16 protein-coding genes are annotated in these 16,602 nt (G+C 75.8%); 7 read left to right on the plus strand and 9 right to left on the minus strand.

The window, feature by feature from the left end:
- Window position 1: 1 nt before the first annotated feature.
- Window positions 2–436 carry a DUF2237 family protein gene (locus tag BLT39_RS05495; protein ID WP_091060179.1) on the minus strand — a complete coding sequence of 145 codons (435 nt, stop codon included), beginning with the start codon at window positions 434–436 and terminating at the stop codon, window positions 2–4.
- Window positions 433–1,776, minus strand: a complete 1,344-nt coding sequence (locus BLT39_RS05500; protein WP_091060181.1) for a glucose-6-phosphate dehydrogenase — start codon at window positions 1,774–1,776, stop codon at window positions 433–435. Before BLT39_RS05500 ends, BLT39_RS05495 begins: the two co-directional genes overlap by 4 nt.
- A 62-nt stretch (window positions 1,777–1,838) precedes the next feature.
- On the opposite strand from BLT39_RS05500, the gene BLT39_RS05505 reads away from it, so the two are divergent.
- Window positions 1,839–3,809 carry an acetoacetate--CoA ligase gene (locus tag BLT39_RS05505; RefSeq protein WP_242658179.1) on the plus strand — a complete coding sequence of 657 codons (1,971 nt, stop codon included), beginning with the start codon at window positions 1,839–1,841 and terminating at the stop codon, window positions 3,807–3,809.
- Between the two features lie 90 nt (window positions 3,810–3,899).
- Complete coding sequence (locus BLT39_RS05510; protein WP_242658180.1) at window positions 3,900–5,153, plus strand: acyl-CoA dehydrogenase family protein; 1,254 nt, start codon at window positions 3,900–3,902, stop codon at window positions 5,151–5,153.
- Window positions 5,154–5,281: 128 nt separating this feature from the next.
- On the opposite strand, the gene BLT39_RS05515 is transcribed toward BLT39_RS05510, so the two are convergent.
- A complete protein-coding gene (locus BLT39_RS05515) occupies window positions 5,282–5,689 on the minus strand; it encodes a four-helix bundle copper-binding protein (RefSeq protein WP_091060185.1) in 408 nt (135 codons plus the stop codon).
- Between the two features lie 126 nt (window positions 5,690–5,815).
- Here BLT39_RS05515 and BLT39_RS05520 point away from each other — a divergent pair, with 126 nt between their 5' ends.
- Window positions 5,816–6,838: a heparan-alpha-glucosaminide N-acetyltransferase domain-containing protein gene (locus BLT39_RS05520; protein ID WP_165640158.1), complete on the plus strand. Its 1,023-nt coding sequence runs from the start codon at window positions 5,816–5,818 to the stop codon at window positions 6,836–6,838.
- 18 nt (window positions 6,839–6,856) lie between these two features.
- Here BLT39_RS05520 and BLT39_RS05525 read toward each other — a convergent pair whose 3' ends face one another.
- Window positions 6,857–7,282 (minus strand): VOC family protein, encoded by a 426-nt coding sequence (locus tag BLT39_RS05525; RefSeq protein WP_091060187.1) that lies wholly within the window; start codon window positions 7,280–7,282, stop codon window positions 6,857–6,859.
- 61 nt (window positions 7,283–7,343) lie between these two features.
- Between BLT39_RS05525 and BLT39_RS05530 the strand changes: the two genes are divergently transcribed.
- Window positions 7,344–8,339, plus strand: a complete 996-nt coding sequence (locus tag BLT39_RS05530; protein ID WP_091060188.1) for a helix-turn-helix transcriptional regulator — start codon at window positions 7,344–7,346, stop codon at window positions 8,337–8,339.
- Here the strand turns inward: BLT39_RS05530 and BLT39_RS05535 are convergent.
- On the minus strand, window positions 8,257–9,162 hold the full coding sequence (locus BLT39_RS05535; protein ID WP_091060191.1) for a polysaccharide deacetylase family protein: 906 nt from the start codon (window positions 9,160–9,162) through the stop codon (window positions 8,257–8,259). The two genes, BLT39_RS05530 and BLT39_RS05535, sit on opposite strands and share 83 nt — an antisense overlap.
- Window positions 9,163–9,275: 113 nt before the next feature.
- Between BLT39_RS05535 and BLT39_RS05540 the strand changes: the two genes are divergently transcribed.
- Both BLT39_RS05540 and BLT39_RS05545 read left to right on the plus strand, forming a co-directional pair.
- On the plus strand, window positions 9,276–10,292 hold the full coding sequence (locus tag BLT39_RS05540; protein WP_165640159.1) for a lysylphosphatidylglycerol synthase domain-containing protein: 1,017 nt from the start codon (window positions 9,276–9,278) through the stop codon (window positions 10,290–10,292).
- Complete coding sequence (locus BLT39_RS05545) at window positions 10,289–12,610, plus strand: phosphatidylglycerol lysyltransferase domain-containing protein (protein ID WP_091060199.1); 2,322 nt, start codon at window positions 10,289–10,291, stop codon at window positions 12,608–12,610. The genes BLT39_RS05540 and BLT39_RS05545 overlap by 4 nt, the downstream gene beginning before the upstream one ends.
- Here BLT39_RS05545 and BLT39_RS05550 read toward each other — a convergent pair whose 3' ends face one another.
- Both BLT39_RS05550 and BLT39_RS05555 read right to left on the minus strand, forming a co-directional pair.
- Entirely contained in the window at window positions 12,611–13,141 is a 531-nt protein-coding gene (locus tag BLT39_RS05550; RefSeq protein WP_091060203.1) for a GNAT family N-acetyltransferase, read from the minus strand.
- Window positions 13,138–13,758: a LysE/ArgO family amino acid transporter gene (locus BLT39_RS05555; RefSeq protein ID WP_091060206.1), complete on the minus strand. Its 621-nt coding sequence runs from the start codon at window positions 13,756–13,758 to the stop codon at window positions 13,138–13,140. Before BLT39_RS05555 ends, BLT39_RS05550 begins: the two co-directional genes overlap by 4 nt.
- Window positions 13,759–13,829: 71 nt before the next feature.
- Between BLT39_RS05555 and BLT39_RS05560 the strand changes: the two genes are divergently transcribed.
- Window positions 13,830–14,696, plus strand: a complete 867-nt coding sequence (locus BLT39_RS05560) for a LysR family transcriptional regulator ArgP (RefSeq protein ID WP_242658181.1) — start codon at window positions 13,830–13,832, stop codon at window positions 14,694–14,696.
- Window positions 14,697–14,702: 6 nt separating this feature from the next.
- On the opposite strand, the gene BLT39_RS05565 is transcribed toward BLT39_RS05560, so the two are convergent.
- Complete coding sequence (locus tag BLT39_RS05565; RefSeq protein WP_091060213.1) at window positions 14,703–15,593, minus strand: Rieske (2Fe-2S) protein; 891 nt, start codon at window positions 15,591–15,593, stop codon at window positions 14,703–14,705.
- Window positions 15,594–15,646: 53 nt separating this feature from the next.
- A complete protein-coding gene (locus BLT39_RS05570) occupies window positions 15,647–16,543 on the minus strand; it encodes a TetR/AcrR family transcriptional regulator (protein ID WP_242658182.1) in 897 nt (298 codons plus the stop codon).
- Between the last annotated feature and the right edge of the window lie 59 nt (window positions 16,544–16,602).

Genomic DNA, 16,602 nt, shown 5'->3' on the forward strand with positions numbered 1-16,602 from the left:
GTCAGGGCGAACCCGCGGGGGGCGGCGGGGATTCCAGCCCGGACACGTCGTCGGGGACGTCGACCGCCTGCGCCCGCAGCATCTCCAGCGGCACGACCTCCAGCGCGGCGATGTTGGTCGCGGCCAGCACCACCCCGGCGGGGACGCCGGCCTCGTAGGCCTGCCGCCACCGGACGGCGACGACGCACCACCGGTCACCCGGCACCAGGCCGGGGAAGCCGAACTCCGGGCGCGGCGTGGTCAGGTCGTTGCCCAGCCCGGCCTGCAGGGCCAGGAACTCCGCGGACACCACCGTGCAGACGGTGTGGCTGCCGATGTCCTCGGTGCCGGTGCAGCACCAGCCGTCGCGGTAGAAGCCGGTGACCGGGTCGGTGCCGCACTGCTCCAGCGGCCCGCCGAGCACGTTGCGCTCGCCCGGGACGAACGGTCCGCTCACGCCGGGCCGTCCGAGCCGGCCGCGTACTCGGCCATCGGGACATCGTCGGCGGCCCAGGCGTCCAGCACCGGCTGCACGATGCGCCAGCCCTGCTCGGCCTCGACGTCGGAGATCGACAGCGTCGGGTCCCCGGCGAGCATCTCGCGCAGCAGCAGGCCGTAGGCGGGCAGGTCCTGCTCCGGCGAGGTCGCCCGCAGCACCTCCCGCTCCAGGTCGAAGGGGTCGCCCGCGCCGTTGAGGTTGATCTCCAGCGCGATGCCGTCGGGGGACAGCTGCAGGCGCAGCACGTCGGGCTCGGGCTGCTCGTCGGCGAAGGCCAGGTGGGGCACCGGCTTGAAGCGGACGACGATCTCCTTGCGCTTGGTGCCCAGGGCCTTGCCGGTGCGCAGCCGGAACGGCACCCCGCTCCAGCGCCAGTTCTCCACGGTGACGGTGAACTCGGCGTAGGTCTCGGTCATCCGCGACGGGTCCACGCCGTCCTCGTCGACGTAGGCGGGCAGCTCCCGGTCGCCGATCCGGCCGGCGGTGTACCGGCCGCGCACGCTGTGCGCGGGGTCGCTGCGCACCGCGCGCAGCACGTCGGCCTTGCGGGCCTGCAGGGTGGCTGCGTCCAGCGCCTGCGGCGGCTCCATGGCCACGACGGCGAGCAGCTGCAGCAGGTGGTTCTGCAGCATGTCCCGCAGCGCCCCGGCCTTGTCGTAGTAGCCGGCGCGGCCCTCCAGGCCCAGGTCCTCGTCGAAGACCACGTCCACCGACTCGACGTGCTGGGCGTTCCAGACCGGCTCGAAGATGCGGTTGGCGAACCGCAGGCCCAGCACGTTGAGCACGGTCTGCTTGGCCAGGAAGTGGTCGATCCGGAACACCGCCTGCTCCGGGACCAGGTCGTGCAGCACCTCGTTGAGCCGGTGCGCGTCCTCGATGCCGGTGCCGAACGGCTTCTCCACGACCACCCGCGCGCCCTCGGGCAGGCCCACCTCGGCCAGCGCGGTCAGCGTGGGCAGGAAGACGGTGTTGGGCAGCGCCAGGTAGACCACCGGGACGCCGCGCACCCGCTCCAGCGCGCGGCGCAGGTCCGCGGCGCTGGTCACGTCGCCGTGCTCGTGGCCCAGCTGGGCGACGACCCGCTCGCGGGCGTCCTCCTCGAGGTCGGCGGCGTGCGCGGTCAGCCGCTCCCGCGCCCACTCGCGGTAGCGGTCGTCGTCCCAGTCCTGCTGGCTGACCGCCAGCACCTCGACCTCGTCGTCGAGCACCCCGCGGGCGTACAGCTCGGCCAGGCTGGGCAGCAGCAGCCGCCCGGTCAGGTCTCCGGAACCACCGAGCACGACGAAGGAACGCTCCACGGGCGAGCCCCTTCCCGGCGGAGGGCCTTCCGAACCGCCCCCGACCTGGCAGGGTGCACGGCGTGACGCTGTGGTCCCCGACACCCGAGTCCGCCGCCGCCTCCCAGCTGGGACGCTTCGCCGCCTGGGTCGAGGAGCGGCGGGGGCTGCCGCTGGGCACCGACTACGACGCGGTCTGGGCCTGGTCGACCGGGCACCTGGACCAGTTCTGGGCCGACGTCGCCACCTGGTTCGACGTGTTCGGGGGCGAGCCGCCGGTCGAGGACGACGAGGTGCTCCGCTCCCGCGCCATGCCCGGCGCCGAGTGGTTCCCCCGCCGGACGACGAACCTGGCCCGCCTCGCGCTGCGGCACGCCACCGACGAGCGGCCGGCGATCGTGTCGGTGCGCGAGACCGCCGACGGGCTCACCGACCCGCACGAGCTGTCCTGGGCCGACCTGCGCGGCCAGGTCGGCGCGTTCGCCGCGACGCTGCGCCGGCTCGGGGTGCAGCGCGGTGACCGGGTGGCCGGCTACCTGCCCAACGTGCCCGAGGCCGTCGTCGCCTTCCTGGGCTGCGCCTGCATCGGCGCGGTGTGGTCGGCCTGCGCGCCGGACTTCGGCCCCCGCGCAGTCCTCGACCGGTTCGCCCAGATCGAGCCGGTGGTGCTGGTCGCCGTCGACGGCTACCGGTTCGGCGGCCGCGAGCACGACCGCCGCGACGTCGTCGCCCAGCTGCGGGACTCGCTGCCCACGGTGCGGACGACGATCGCGCTGCCCCGCCTGGGCGACGAGCTGCCCGACGGCGCGCTGGCCTGGTCCGAGGCGGTGGCCGACGTCCAGGAGCCGGTGCCCGAGGAGCTGCCCTTCGACCACCCGCTCTGGATCGTCTACTCCTCGGGCACCACCGGGCTGCCCAAGGGCATCGTGCACGGGCACGGCGGGGTTGCCCTGGAGCAGCTCAAGCAGGGCGGCCTGCACCTGGACGTCGCCCCCGGGGACCGGTTCTCCTGGTACGCCTCCACCGCCTGGATCATGTGGAACATCGCGTCCTGCTCGCTGCTGACCGGCGCGACGCTGGTCGTGCACGACGGCGCACCCGGCTTCCCGGCGCTGGACGCGCAGTTCGCCGTGGCCGCCGCCTGCCGGACCACCTACCTGGGCACCAGTGCCGGCTACCTGTCCGCCTGCGAGAAGGCCGGGCTCCGCCCCGGGGACGACCACGACCTGTCCGCGCTGCGGGGCATCGGGTCGACCGGGTCGCCGCTGCCGGCCTCGACCTTCGAGTGGGTCTACGCGGCGGTCAAGCCCGACGTGTTCCTGGGGTCGCTGTCCGGCGGCACCGACGTGGCCACCGGGTTCATCGGCTCCTCGGTGCTGCTACCGGTGGTGGCCGGCGAGCTGCAGCGGCCGATGCTCGGGGTGGCCGCGGCGTCGTGGGACGAGGACGGCCACCCGGTGGTCGGCGAGCTCGGCGAGCTGGTGGTCACCGAGCCGATGCCGACGATGCCGCTGCGGTTCTGGGGCGACGCCGACGGCTCGCGCTACCGGGAGGCGTACTTCGAGCCGTGGCCGGGGGTGTGGCGGCACGGCGACTGGCTGGAGATCACGCCCACCGGCAGCTGCATCATCACCGGCCGCTCGGACTCCACGCTCAACCGCGGCGGCGTCCGGATGGGGACGGCGGACCTGTACGCCGCGGTGGAGAGCATCCCGGCGATCGCCGACTGCGTCGTCCTCGGCGTCGAGCAGCGCGACGGCGGCTACTGGATGCCGCTGTTCGTGCAGCTGGCGCCGGGGTTCGAGCTGACCGGTGCCCTGGTCGCCGAGATCCGGGAGGCGGTGAAGCGGGAGGCGAGCCCGCGGCACGTGCCCGACGAGGTCGTCGTCGTCCCCGGGGTGCCGCACACCCGCACCGGCAAGCGGCTGGAGGTCCCGCTCAAGCGCCTGTTCCAGGGCGTGCCTCCCGAGAAGGCGCTCAACCTCGGCGCCGTCGACGACGCCGAGGTGGTGCAGCACTACGTGCAGCTGGCGCAGGAACGCGGCGTGCGCTGATCGGTGTGATCCTCGCCGGAGCGGGTGCCCGGATGGTTACCCGCCGGTAACTTGGCAGCGACCCCGCCCGACGACGTGCAGGAGACCGCAGTGACGACCGACGAGACCACCACCGGCACCGTCGAGATGGAGCCGCGCCGGCCCGACCTGCTGCCGCCGTGGCACACCCCCGAGCGCGAGGCGCTGCAGCTGCAGGCCCGGGCGTTCGCGATGGACGAGGTGCTGCCGGTCGCGGACGAGCTCGACCCGCAGAAGGGCGAGATCCCGCAGCACCTGCTGGAGCGGCTCGGTGAGCTGGGCTACTTCGGCATCACGGTCGACCGCGAGCACGGCGGCCTGGGCCTGGGCGTCTTCGAGTACTGCATGGTCAGCGAGGAGCTGGCCCGCGCCTGGATGAGCGTGGCCTCCATCCTGGCCCGCTCCCAGGGCATGGGCACCTCCGTGGCCGACCCGGCCCGCCGGGCGGAGCTGCTCAAGAAGTCCGCGGCCGGCTCCTGGATCGGCGCTGTGGCGCTCAGCGAGCCCGACGCCGGCTCGGACCTGGCCAACGTGCAGACCCGCGCCGTCCGCGACGGCGACGAGTGGGTGATCACCGGGCACAAGCGCTGGTGCGGCAACGCCAAGGCCGCCGACTTCATCCAGGTGCTGGTGCGGGTGGCCGACCCGGAGCCGGGGGAGTCCCGCTCCCGCGGGCTGCGCAACGTGCTGCTGGCCAAGGAGCGCGGCTCGTTCCCCGAGGGCCTGTCCGGCTACCCGATCGACAAGGTCGGCTACCACGGGTTCCTGACCTGGGACCTGCAGTTCGACGGCGTCCGCATCCCGGCCGACGACCTGATCGTGGGCCCGGGGGACGGCGACGGCGACGGCGGGTCCAGGGCCGGGTTCGCCGAGGCGCAGGCCTTCCTCAACACCGCCCGGGTGCACACCGCCGCCCGGGCCGTGGGCCTGGCGCGCGCCGCGGTCGAGGACTCCACCACCTACCTGCAGGAGCGCGAGCAGTTCGGCCACCCGATCGGTGACTTCCAGGCGCTGCGGTTCGCCCTGGCCGAGATGGCTGCCCAGGTGGAGGAGTCGCGGGCGTTCTACCGGCAGGTCGCGCACCTGCTCGACGTCGGCGTCCCGTGCGAGCGCGAGGCCGCGATGGTCAAGCTGCAGGCCACCGAGATGGCGGTGCGGGTGACCAACCAGGCCATGCAGCTGCACGGCGGCAACGGCTACACCACCGAGCGGCAGGTCGAGCGGCACTGGCGCGATGCCCGGCTGACCACGATCTTCGAGGGCACCAGCGAGATCCAGAAGCGGATCATCAGCGACCGCATGCTCCCGCGCTCCCCGCTCACCTGAGGCCTGCCCCCCGCAGCGTTGATCAGGGAGGTTGATCCGACTCCGTCCTGGTTCACCAGATCTCGCGCACCAGGACGGAGTTGGATCAACTCCCCTGATCAACGCTGCCCCCCGAGCCGGGAGCGGGGTCAGGTGAGCTGGGCGCGCAGCTGGCGGCAGCGGTGCGCGGTCTCCGCCGCGGCCTCCGCCTGCAGCCGGCAGGTGCGCCACTCCAGGTTCTGCGCGCCCAGGTGCGCGGCCCGGTCCAGCGCGTGCACGGTCGTGCCCAGCACCGAGCGCCACACCGCGCTGGCGGCGGGGGTGTTGCGGGCCAGCACCCGGCGGCACACCGCGGCCAGGTCGGCGGCGTCCTGGGTGGCCGCGACGCAACCCCGCAGCTCGGCCACCCGCGGGTCGCCCATCAGCGTGGCGACGCTGGTCAGCGCGACCTGCTCGTAGCCGGCGAGCGCGTCCAGGGTGGCCGCGAGCTGGTCGGGGGCGGTGCCCAGCGGGACGACGCGGGCCTCTTCACGCAGCATCGTGGTGGTCGACTGCATGGCTTCCTCCTCGGTTCGACGAACGGGACCCACAGCACGCCGTGGACCCGGGAGACAGCTGTGAACCTGCTCCGGGGTCGCTGCCGGACGGGTGCGGATGTGCTGTGCGGCCGCAGCATGGGAGCCGTGACGACGACGCAGCAGGTGCGGCTGCACGGGGTGGACGTCGCCCGCGGCCTCGCCGTCGTCGGCATGCTGTTCGTCGACAACCGCGGCAACGCCCAGATCGGGGAGCAGCTGGTGCACGCCCCCTGGCACGGGTTGCGCGTCGCCGACGTCGTGTTCCCGGTGTTCCTGCTGGTCGTCGGGGTGTCGATGCCCTTCTCCCGGCGCGCCGACCGGCCCCGCGCCGTCCTCGTCCGGGTGCTCAAGCTCGGCCTGCTCGGCTGGCTGGTGGTCACCGCCAAGTACGGGTTCGGCGCCGTCGGCGCCGGCGTGCTCGGGCACATCGCCGGGGCCTACCTGCTGTGCTGGCTGCTGCTGCGGCTGCCCCGGCGCGCGCAGGTGCCCGCGGCCGCGGCGGTGCTCGCCGTCCTCACCGCGGTCGCGGTCTGGGTGCCGGTCCCCGGCAGCGGCCGGACGGCGGTCGACCCCGACCTCTCCTGGGCGCACTGGCTCGACCAGACCATGGGGCTGGACTTCTCCGCCGAGGCCCCGCACTCCTACCTGCCCAGCGCGGTGACCGTGTTCATCGGGGTCCTGGCCGGCCGGGTGCTGCTGGAGCGCGGCGTGCGGGCCGCGCTGCCGCGGATGCTGGCCGGCGCCGCCGTCCTGCTGGTGCTCGGCCTGGCGCTGGCCCCGCTGCTGCCGGTCAACAAGCGGCTCTGGACGCCGTCGTTCGTGCTGGTCACCGGCGGCATCGGGCTGGTGGTGCTGGCCGCGGCGCTCTGGCTGGTCGACGTCCGCGGCGTGCGGCGCCCGTTCCGGCCGGCCGAGGTGCTCGGGCTCAACGCGATCGTGGCCTTCGTGACCTCGGAGCTGCTGTTCCGGGCGGTGCTCCGGTACGACGTGCAGCCCGCCGTCGACCGCTGGCTCACCGACCTGACCAGCGCGACGGCGTCGGCCTACCTGTACGCCACGTTCTCCGTCGTCGTGGTGTGGGCGGTGTGCCAGGTGCTGGCCCGGCGGGGGATCGTCGTCCGGGTCTGACCCCCCGCCGGGCACCGCTCACCAGGACGCGGCGACGTCGAGCACCCAGGTCACGCCGAAGCGGTCGGTCACCATGCCGTACAGCGGGGAGAACCCGGCCGGGCCGAGGTCTGCGCGCACCGTGCCGCCCTCGGCCAACCCGCGGAAGAAGCGGGTGATCTCCTCGGCGTCGTCGCCGCGCACCGAGACGTAGACGGCGTCGGTGCCCGGGTCGTGGGGGCGGCCGGGCGGGACGTCGAAGGCCATGACGGCGAACCCGTTCGCAGCGGTCACCCCGCCCCAGATGACCTGGTCGTCGACGGCGCCGTCGGCGCGGTCCCGGTCGGTGCCGCCCTGCGCGAACGTGAAGGCCTGCACCTGGCCGCCGAACACGTCGGCGTAGTGCTCCAGGGCCGCCCGGGCCTGGCCGCGGAAGTTGAGGTGGGTGGTCGTCGTGATGCTCATGCAGCCAGCCTGACGGAGGTAGCGGTCAGGTCCTGACCTACACGTGCGCGATCCTGGAGCGGTGAGCGGAACCCCCGGCCGGTTGCTGTCCCTGCTCTCGCTGCTGCAGTCCCGCCGCGACTGGCCGGGGTCGCTGCTCGCGCAGCGCCTGGAGGTCAGCCCCCGCACGGTGCGCCGGGACGTCGACCGGCTGCGCGACCTCGGCTACCCCGTGCAGGCCACCATGGGCCCGGACGGCGGCTACCGGCTCGCCGCCGGGGCGTCCCTGCCGCCGCTGCTGCTGGACGACGAGCAGGCCGTCGCGGTCGCGCTCGCGCTGCAGCTGTCCGCCGACGACGCCGCGCACCGCGCGCTGGCCACCCTGCGCCAGGTGATGCCCTCGCGGCTGCGGCACCGCGTCGACGCCGTGCAGGTCGCCGCCGTCCCGGGCCGCCCGGTCGCGCAGGTGGACCAGGAGGTGCTGGTCGCGGTCACCGGCGCGGTGCGGGCCCGGCAGGAGCTCCGGTTCGACCTGGGCGGCGCCGTGCGGCGGACCCAGCCGCACGCCGTCCTCGCCCGGGAGGGCCACTGGTACCTGCTGGCCTGGGACCTCGACCGCGACGACTGGCGGACCTTCCGGCTCGACCGGGTCACCCCGCGCACCCCGCTGGGCGCCCGGTTCACCCCACGGGAGGTGCCCGGCGAGGATCCCGGCGCGTTCGTCGCCGCCCTGTTCCGCGGCTCGCGCGACCCGGCCGAGGGGTGGCCGTGCCGGGGACGGGTGGTGCTGGCCGCGCCCGCCGAGTCGGTCGCGCCCTACCTGGGCGACGGCACCGTCGAGCCGCTGGACGGCGACCGGTGCCGGGTCTCGGCCGGGTCCTGGTCGTGGGTCGGCCTGGCCGCCTCGCTGCTGCGCCTGGACGCCGACCTCTCCCACGCCGAACCGGCCGAGCTCGTGCGGGCCTTCGCCGACCTCGGGGCCCGCTGCAGCGCGGTCAGTCCACCGTCGTCGCGGGCTGGCCGCCGACCGGCTCGGCCTCGCTCATCGCCAGCAGCCGGTTCGCGCTCACCAGGGTGATGCCCCGGTCGGCGATCTGCTGCAGCGCCGACGGCAGCGCCTGCACCTCGAGCTCGCGCCGCTCGGACAGCGCCTGCGCGAAGGACGCGGTGGGGTCGAAGGTGCCCTGGCCGATGCCGTCGTGCAGGCCCAGCACGTCGCCGGCGACCACGGTCTGGCCCATGTAGTCGCCGATCTCGCCGACCTGCTTCTTGCCCCCGGGCCCGCGGGTGACCGACCAGATGTAGGTGTCGTAGCCCAGCTCCGCGGCGACCCGGAGCGCGTAGCCGGTGATCTCCCCGCGCGGCGGCCGGAAGCTGGTGAACGGCTGGTCGACCAGCGCGGCGACCTCGTCCCGGCAGCGCACCAGCTCGTCGCGGGTCTGCGCCGCGGTGAGCGTGGTCAGGTCCCGGTGGGTCCAGGTGTGGTTGCCGATCTCGTGGCCGGCGGCCAGCACCTCGCGCAGCAGGTCGGGGTGCTGCACGGCGTTGTAGCCCATCACGTTGAACGTGGCGGTCACCCCGGCGGCGGCCAGCGCCTCCAGGATGCGCGGGGTGAACTCGGGCGTCGGCCCGTCGTCGAAGCTGATGCAGGCGATCGGGGACGTCACCGTGGTGTTCCAGACGACCCGGTGGGTGCCCAGCCGGGCCACCGACTCGCCCTCGTCGGCGGCCCCGCCGGCCTCGGCGAACCGGGCCTCGGCGGCTGCGCGGGCCTCGGCGCGGACGTCGTCGTCGTCCCGGGCCACGACCGTGCCGATGGTCCCGCCGGCGGCCGCGCCGACCACCAGGCCGCCGATCCCGAGCCCGGCCCGGCCCAGGAACTGCCTCCTGCTGCTGCTCATGGGCCCGTTCTACCGTCCGTGGCCTGGGAGAACGCTGCCAACCCGGCAGATCCGGCTGTGGGTCTGCTGGGAGCGGGCGCAGGAAGGCTGTGGGCAACCTACCGTCGCCCCACGTGAGCGCATCGGGGACGACGACGGGCCGGCGGCTGGCCGTCGCCGGGGTCGTCACCGCCGTCGTGGTCGTCGTCGCGTGGACCCAGCGGCGGGACCTGGCGGACGTCGTCCGCGGGGTCCACCTGGCCGACCCCCGGTGGCTGCTGGTGCTCGCCGCCGCTCTGCTGCTGTGGTGGGCGGCCTGGACGGCGCTGCACGCCACCGCCCTGGCCGGCGTGACCCGGCTGCGCGCCGCCGACCTGCCCGCGGTCGCCGGCGGCGCGGTCTCCGCCGTCGCGCTGAACTCCGTCGTCACCTCCGCCGGCCTGGCCGGCCTCGCCGCGATGGCCCGGGCCGGCCGCCGCCGCGGGCTGCCGCGTACCGAGGTCGCCACCGCCTACCTGCTGGCCGCCACCGTCACCGACCTCGGCTTCCTGCTGGTGCTGCTGGCCGGGTTCGGCGTCCTGGGCGCCCGGGGGGAGCTGACCGGGCTGGACTGGCTCGCCGGCGGGCTGTTCACCCTGCTGTCGGTCGCCCGCGTCGCCCTCACGGTGCTCGCCGTCCGCCGGCCCGCCGCGCTGCACGCCCTCGCCGTCCGGGCCGCGCGGGTCCGGGCCGCGGTCACCCGCCGCCCCGCCGCCGCCCCCGACCCCGCGCGCACCCGCGAGCTGGTCGAGACCGCCGAGGTGCTCACCCGGCGTCCGGCCCGGGCCGTGCCGCCGCTGCTGGCCGCGGCGTGCGTCGACGTGGCCGGCGTCGGCATGCTGTGGGCCGCACTGGCCGCCGTCGGCGGGCCGCACGACCTGGGCCTGGCGCTGTCGGCCTACGTGCTGGCCTCGGTGGCGGCGATCCTGGGTCCGCTGCCCGGCGGGATCGGCGCCGCCGAGCTGGGCGCCGGGGCCGCGCTGACCGTGGCCGGGGTGCCGCTGGGGATCGCCGCCGCGGCCACCCTGCTGTTCCGGGTCGCCGAGTTCTGGGTGCCGCTCGCCGTCGGCGGGCTGGCGTGGGTCGCCGTCCGGGAAGGGGAGCCGGCATGAACGTGGTGGCCGAGGGCCGCTGGGTCCGGCGCGGCAGCGCGCTGGTCGCGCTCGTGGTGGGGGCGGCGGCGCTCGCGTCGGTCGCCGCGGTGCTGCCCCAGCCCCACCACCGGCCGGTGCCGGGCCTGCGGCCCTTCGACAGCGCCGTCGCGGCGATCGACGGCGGCCGCTACCTGCTGCTGGGCGCCGGGCTGGTGCTGCTGCTCGTCGTCCGGGCGCTGCTGCGGGGCCGGCGCGCGGCCTGGCTGGCCGCCGTCGCCGCGCTGGTCGCCGCCACCGCCGGGTCCCTGGTGGTGCACCGGCACACCCCGGTGTCGGTGCTGCTCGCGCTGCTGACCGTCGGCGTCGCCCTGGCCGGGCGGTCCTTCGTCGCCCGCGGTGACCCGATGCTGGTCCGCCGGGGCATCGCGGTGCTCGCCGGCGGCGCGGCCCTGGTCGGCGCGGTCGCGACGGTCGGCCTCTACGAGCTCGACGGCCAGTTCCGCGGCGGGACGACGTTCGCCGGCTCGCTGGAGTCGGCCGGCCGGCTGCTGCTCATGCTGCCCGTCGACGACCAGCCGCTGACCCGGCACGCGGAGTGGCTGGTCTCGGCCTCCCGCGGCGCCGCGCTGGCCGTGGTGCTGGTGGGGGCCGCGCTGCTGGTCGCCGCCGTCTCGGGCGGCCGCCAGCACGAGGCCGACCGCGCCGTGGTGGCCCGGCTGCTGGCCGCGCACGCCACGACGTCGCTGGCGCACTTCCAGCTGCTGCCGGACAAGCGGTGGCTGATCGGCTCGGACGGGCAGGCCTTCGTCGGCTACGGCCTGCGCGGGCGGACGGCGGTCGCCCTCGGCGGGCCGGTCGGTGCCCCGGGCAGCCGCCGGGCGGTGGCGGAGGAGTTCCTCGAGCTGTGCCGGCGCAACGGCTGGACCGCCGGGTTCCACCAGGTCACCGCCGACGAGCTGGACGACCTGGCCCCGCTGGGCCTGCGGGCGTACAAGATCGGCGAGGAGGCCGTCGTCCCGCTGGACGCCGAGGTGCCCCCCGCCGGCCGCCCCGGCAAGTCCATCCGCTCGGCCGTGCGCCGCTGCGAGCGCGCCGGCTACCGCGTGGTGGCCCTGGAGCACCCGCTGACCGACGCCGACCTCGCCCGGCTGCGCGAGGTGTCCGACGCCTGGTCGGCCGACGGCGAGCACCGCGAGCGCACCTTCACCCTCGGCCAGTTCGACGCCGACCAGCTGCGCGCCACCCCGGTGCTGGCCGTCGTGGACGACGAGGACCGGGTGCAGGCCTTCGCCAACACGCTGCCGCCCTACCGCGGCCGCGACCGCAGCTTCGACCTGATGCGCCGCCGACCGGGCTCGGTCAACGGCGTGATGGACCAGCTGTTCGTGGCCATGGCCGAGCGCTTCCGGGCCGACGGCGGCACCGGCATGAACCTCGGCCTGGCGCCCTTCACCGGCCTGGACGACCAGCCCGGCGTGCCCGCCCGGGTGATGCGGCTGCTCTACGAGCACGGCGGCGCGCTGCTGGACTACGCCGGGCTGCGGTCGTTCAAGGACAAGTGGGCCCCGCGCTGGGAGCCCCGGTACCTGGTGACGACGTCGGAGAGCGCGCTGCCCCGGGTGGCCGTGGCGGTGGCGCGGCTGGGCGAGCTGCCCGACCGGCGCAACCCGCTGGTGCGGCTGGCCCGCGTCGTCCGGGAGTTCCCGGTGACGACGGCGTTCGTCGCCGTCCAGCTGTGGCTGATGCTGTCCAGCGCCTACGACCCGCAGGTGCACCGGCAGCTGATCCTGGCCGCCGGGTCGTCCTGGGACCTGCTCCTGCACGGCCAGGTCTGGCGGCTGCTCACCTCGCCGGTGGTGCAGGCCAGCCCCGGCCTGGTCTGGGTGAACCTGCTGCTCATGCTGGTGATCCCGGTCGCCGAGCGGCGGCTGGGCAGCCGCTGGACCGCGGTCGGCTTCTTCGCCGGCGACCTGCTGGGCTCGGTGCCGGTGCTGCTGGGCACCCGGGTCGCGGCCGCGCTCGGGTTCGACCCGGCCCGCCTCCAGCTGCACGAGGTCGACGGCGGCACCTCGGCCGGCAGCTGGGCGCTCATCGCGGCGCTGGTGGTCACGATGCCCGCCGGCCGGTGGCGGCGGTGGGCCGGTGCGGCCCTGGCGGTGTGCATGGTCGGCGGGCTGGTGCTGGACCAGGGCATCGCCGACGTCCAGCACGCGGTGTCGGTGCTCGGCGTCGTCGCGCTGCTGACCGTCGGCCGCCGGGTGCTCGAGGCCCGGCGCGGGTCCACCGACGACGTCCCTCCCGAGGTGCGGGAACCGGTGGCGCAGGACGCCCGGTGATCAGCCGGGCCCGAGCGGGAGGTGCATGAGCAGCTCGTCGCGCAGCTCGCCGTCGCCCAGGCGGATCGCACCCGGCCACCGGCCCACCTCCCGGTAGCCGTGCCGGGCGTAGAAGCCGTCGGCGCCGGTGCCCGCCCGCACGGTCAGGTGCAGGGAGTGCAGACCGAGCTCCCGGGCCCGGTCGGCGGCCGCGAAGAGCAGCCGGGAGCCCACCCCGGTGCCCCGGGCGGCGGGGTGCGTCTGCACCCGCTTCAGGGTCGCCCAGTGCGCGAAGATCGGCTGCGGGTTGCGCTCGAGCACCAGCCAGCCGGCCAGGCGCCCCTCCCCGGTGGCGACCAGCAGCTGGACGCCGTCGGACAGCGAGCCGACCAGGGCGTCCAGCACCGGGGCGACGGTCGCGTCGTCCACCGGGACGACGGGGAACCCCACCGCGCCGCCGGTGTTGGTGACGTCGCGCCAGCAGTCCAGCAGCGCCGCGCGCAGCGGGGGGTCCACCTGGGCGGGGTCGGTTCGCCAGCGCAGCTCCGTCACCCCACGATCCCACCAGGCCCGACCAGCAGGGAGACCGCGAGGGCGGCCATGACGAGCGCGATGACGCCGTCGAGCACCCGCCAGGCCGCCGGCCGGGCGAACACCGGGCGCAGTGCGCGGGCGCCGAAGCCCAGCCCGGTGAACCACAGCAGGCTGGCCGTGCAGGCGCCGGCGGCGAACCACCAGCGGTCGTCGCCGTGCGTGCCGGCCACCGAGCCCAGCAGCAGCACGGTGTCCAGGTACACGTGCGGGTTCAGCCAGGTCAGCGCCACGGCCGTGCCCACCACGGCACCGATCCCGGCCCGGCTGCCCCCGGCGTCGGTGGCCAGCGCGGCCGGCCGCAGGGCCCGCCGGGCGGCCAGCACCGCGTAGCCGCCGAGGAACAGCGCGCCGGCGACCCGCACGACGTCGACCAGCCACGGCACCCGGGTCAGCACCGCCCCGGTCCCGCCCACCCCGGCCAGGATCAGCACCACGTCGGACACGGCGCAGACCGCCACGACGGCGGCCACGTGCTCCCGGCGCAGGCCCTGGCGCAGCACGAAGGCGTTCTGCGCGCCGATGGCGACGATCAGGGACAGGCCGAGGCCGAGGCCGGCCAGCACAGCGGTGAGCACGGGTCCGACGCTAGGGCTGCGGGGCCGACAGTTCCGCGCACGGTTCTGCAGCACCGTAAGCTGCACTGTCGATGGACCTGGCCCAGCTGCAGGCGCTCGCCGCCGCCGTGGAGGCGGGCACCCTCGACGGTGCCGCCCGGCTGCTGCACGTCACGCCGTCGGCGGTGAGCCAGCGGCTGCGGGCGCTGGAGTCCGCCACCGGGCAGGTGCTGCTGGTGCGCAGCCGGCCCGTCGTCCCGACCGAGGCCGGTGCCGCGGTGCTGCGGCTGGCCCGCCAGGTGCAGCTGCTGGTCGCCGACACCACCGCGCAGCTGGCCGGGTCCGCCACGTCGGGGCCGCCCGTGCTGCCGGTGGCGGTCAATGCCGACTCGCTGGCCACCTGGTTCCTGCCCGCGGTCGCGCCGCTGGCCGACCGGGTGCAGCTCGACGTCCGGGTGGCCGACCAGACGCTGACCAGCGCCCTGCTGCGCGACGGCACGGTGATGGCCGCGGTGACCGCCGACCCCGTCGCCGTCCCCGGGTGCTCGGTCACCCGGCTGGGCGCGATGACCTACCGGCCGATGGCCACCGCCGCCTTCGCCCGCACCTGGTTCGCCGGCGGCACCACCCCCGCCGAGCTGCGCCGCGCCCCGGTCGTGGTGTTCGACCGCACCGACGACCTGCAGGCGGCCTACCTGAGCCGGCGCACCCACGACCGGCCGGCCCCGCCGGTGCACTTCGTGCCCGCCAGCGCCGACTACCTGACCGCCGTCCGGCTCGGGCTGGGCTGGGGCATGGTGCCCGACCTGCAGACCGGGCCCGACGACGGACTGGTGGAGCTGGACCCGGCCGGGGCGGTGGACGTCGTCCTGTGGTGGCAGCAGTGGAAGCTGCGCTCGCCGAGCCTGGACGGCCTCGCCGCCGCCGTCCGCTCCGCCGCCCGCGCCGCCCTGGGCTGAACCGGGTCAGTCGTCGCCGGTGTGGCGGCCGGCCAGGCGGGCCAGCACGCGGCCGCCCTCGTGCTTGACCAGCAGCTTCTCCTGCGGGACGGCGACCGGGCCGCGGGTGGGCTGGCCGGCGTCGAGCTCGAACGCGGAGTCGTGCCAGGGGCAGACCAGGCAGTCGCGGCCGCGCACCTGCTCCACGGTGCCGTCGGACAGCGGCCCGCCCAGGTGCGCGCAGGCGTCGACGAACACGTCCACCCGCTCCCCGCGGCGCACCACGGCCAGCGGCACCGGCTCGCCGTTCCCCTGCCCGGACCGCCGTGCGGGCCGGCCGTCGGGCAGGTCGGCGAGCGGGCCGAGGTCGACCCAGTCGTGGGTCAGCGAGCGCGCGGCGGTGGCGGCGTGCGAGACGCCGGAGCTCTGCGCGTAGCTCATGTGCCCGCCGACCGCCGCCGAGCCGCCGGCCAGCGCCAGCCCGGCGTAGGCCAGCACCCGGCCGGCGGTTCCCGCCCCCCGCCTGCGGGCGACCAGCGACCCGGCGTAGAGGCCCAGCGCCACGGAGTTCAGCGCGGCGTGCGCCAGCCCGACCCGGCGCACGCCCACCTCCTGCTGCGACCAGTCGGCCGAGCCGGCCATCGCGGTGGGGACGGCGGCGGCCACCCCGGTGCCGATGAGCAGGGTCGCGGCGGGTCGCAGCGGGGGGACGGCGTCCAGCAGACCGGCGGCCACCCAGCTGCCCACCGGGACCTGGGCCAGCACCGGGTGCAGCGGGTGGCCCAGCCAGGTGCCGTGCAGGGCGTCCTCGACGGCGCGCGGCCGCAGCGCGCGCTGCACGGCGGCCCGGACCGGGCGGTCGGCGCCGTCGAGGGCGGGGGAGTCGGCGATGCGGTCGAGGAATCCCAGCAGGCTCATCGGCCGGGCCTACCCGGACCTCCCGGGTTCGGAACCGTTCCGGGCGGATCCGGTCAGATCCCGGTGGGGGGCGGGGTGGTCAGCTCGTCCTCGTCGGTGACCGGCGGCAGGTGGTGGGCGCCGGACTCCAGCATGGTCTGCAGCCGGTCCAGCAGGCTCTCCAGCGACTCCTCGAACTCGGTGCGCGTCTCGTCGAGGGACAGCAGCGGCTGCAGCTCGGAGATGAGCGGGAACTCCACCAGGTCCAGCTGCTTGGTCGCGGGCTTGCCGTCGGGGTCGTCGTCGGGGTGCACCGAGACCCCGCGCTGGGCGACCTCCAGCAGCAGGTGGCCGAGCAGGAAGCTGGTGTAGGCGCGGTAGGCCACCACGGCCTGGACGCTGCTGAACCCGTGGGTGTGCAGGGCCCGCAGCAGCGACTCCACCCACCTCAGGCTGCGCAACGGGGGGCGTACCCACGGCGCGGCCGGCGGACGCGTGGCGACCAGCGGGAAGAGGGCCGGGTGGGCGAGCGCGATGCGGCGCACGCCGTGCGCCAGCCGCTGCAGGTAGTCCTGCCAGCCGAACCTGGGCTCGAAGAGCACCTCGTCGTCGGCGAACAGCTCGTCGACCACGGTGTCCACCACGCCGTCGAGCAGGTCGTCCCGGCCGGGCACGTAGCGGTAGAGGCTCATCGCCTCGACGCCCAGCGCGGACCCCAGCCGGCGCATGGTCAGCAGGGGCAGGCCGTGCGCGTCGATGTAGTCGATCGCCGCGGTGATGATCCGCTCGCGGTCCAGGGGCACCCGGGTGCCCAGGCTCGGCGGGCCGGGGGCGTCCTCGGCCGCGCGCCGACCACGGTTCTCCGGCAGGTCGGGGTCGTCCGGGTGGTCGGGTGGCTCGAGCCCGCCGTCCTGGATGCCCCCCAGCTCGGTGCCCGGTCGGTCGTCCGGGGGGGCTGGCGTGTCGGCCACGGTCCTCCTTCGTCGGTGCTTCTCGTCGAGGTTGGCACTGCACACCGGCACCACGCACG

Source organism: Klenkia brasiliensis (genome assembly GCF_900100695.1).
Lineage (GTDB): Bacteria > Actinomycetota > Actinomycetes > Mycobacteriales > Geodermatophilaceae > Klenkia > Klenkia brasiliensis.

Bases quoted from the DNA above. Each gene is read 5' to 3' on its own strand.
- BLT39_RS05515 (WP_091060185.1), bottom strand. From the start codon at position 5,689: ATGCAGTCGACCACCACGATGCTGCGTGAAGAGGCCCGCGTCGTCCCG.
- BLT39_RS05525 (WP_091060187.1), bottom strand. From the start codon at position 7,282: ATGAGCATCACGACGACCACCCACCTCAACTTCCGCGGCCAGGCCCGG.
- BLT39_RS05535 (WP_091060191.1), bottom strand. From the start codon at position 9,162: ATGAGCAGCAGCAGGAGGCAGTTCCTGGGCCGGGCCGGGCTCGGGATC.
- BLT39_RS05545 (WP_091060199.1), top strand. From the start codon at position 10,289: ATGAACGTGGTGGCCGAGGGCCGCTGGGTCCGGCGCGGCAGCGCGCTG.
- BLT39_RS05560 (WP_242658181.1), top strand. From the start codon at position 13,830: ATGGACCTGGCCCAGCTGCAGGCGCTCGCCGCCGCCGTGGAGGCGGGC.
- BLT39_RS05565 (WP_091060213.1), bottom strand. From the start codon at position 15,593: ATGAGCCTGCTGGGATTCCTCGACCGCATCGCCGACTCCCCCGCCCTC.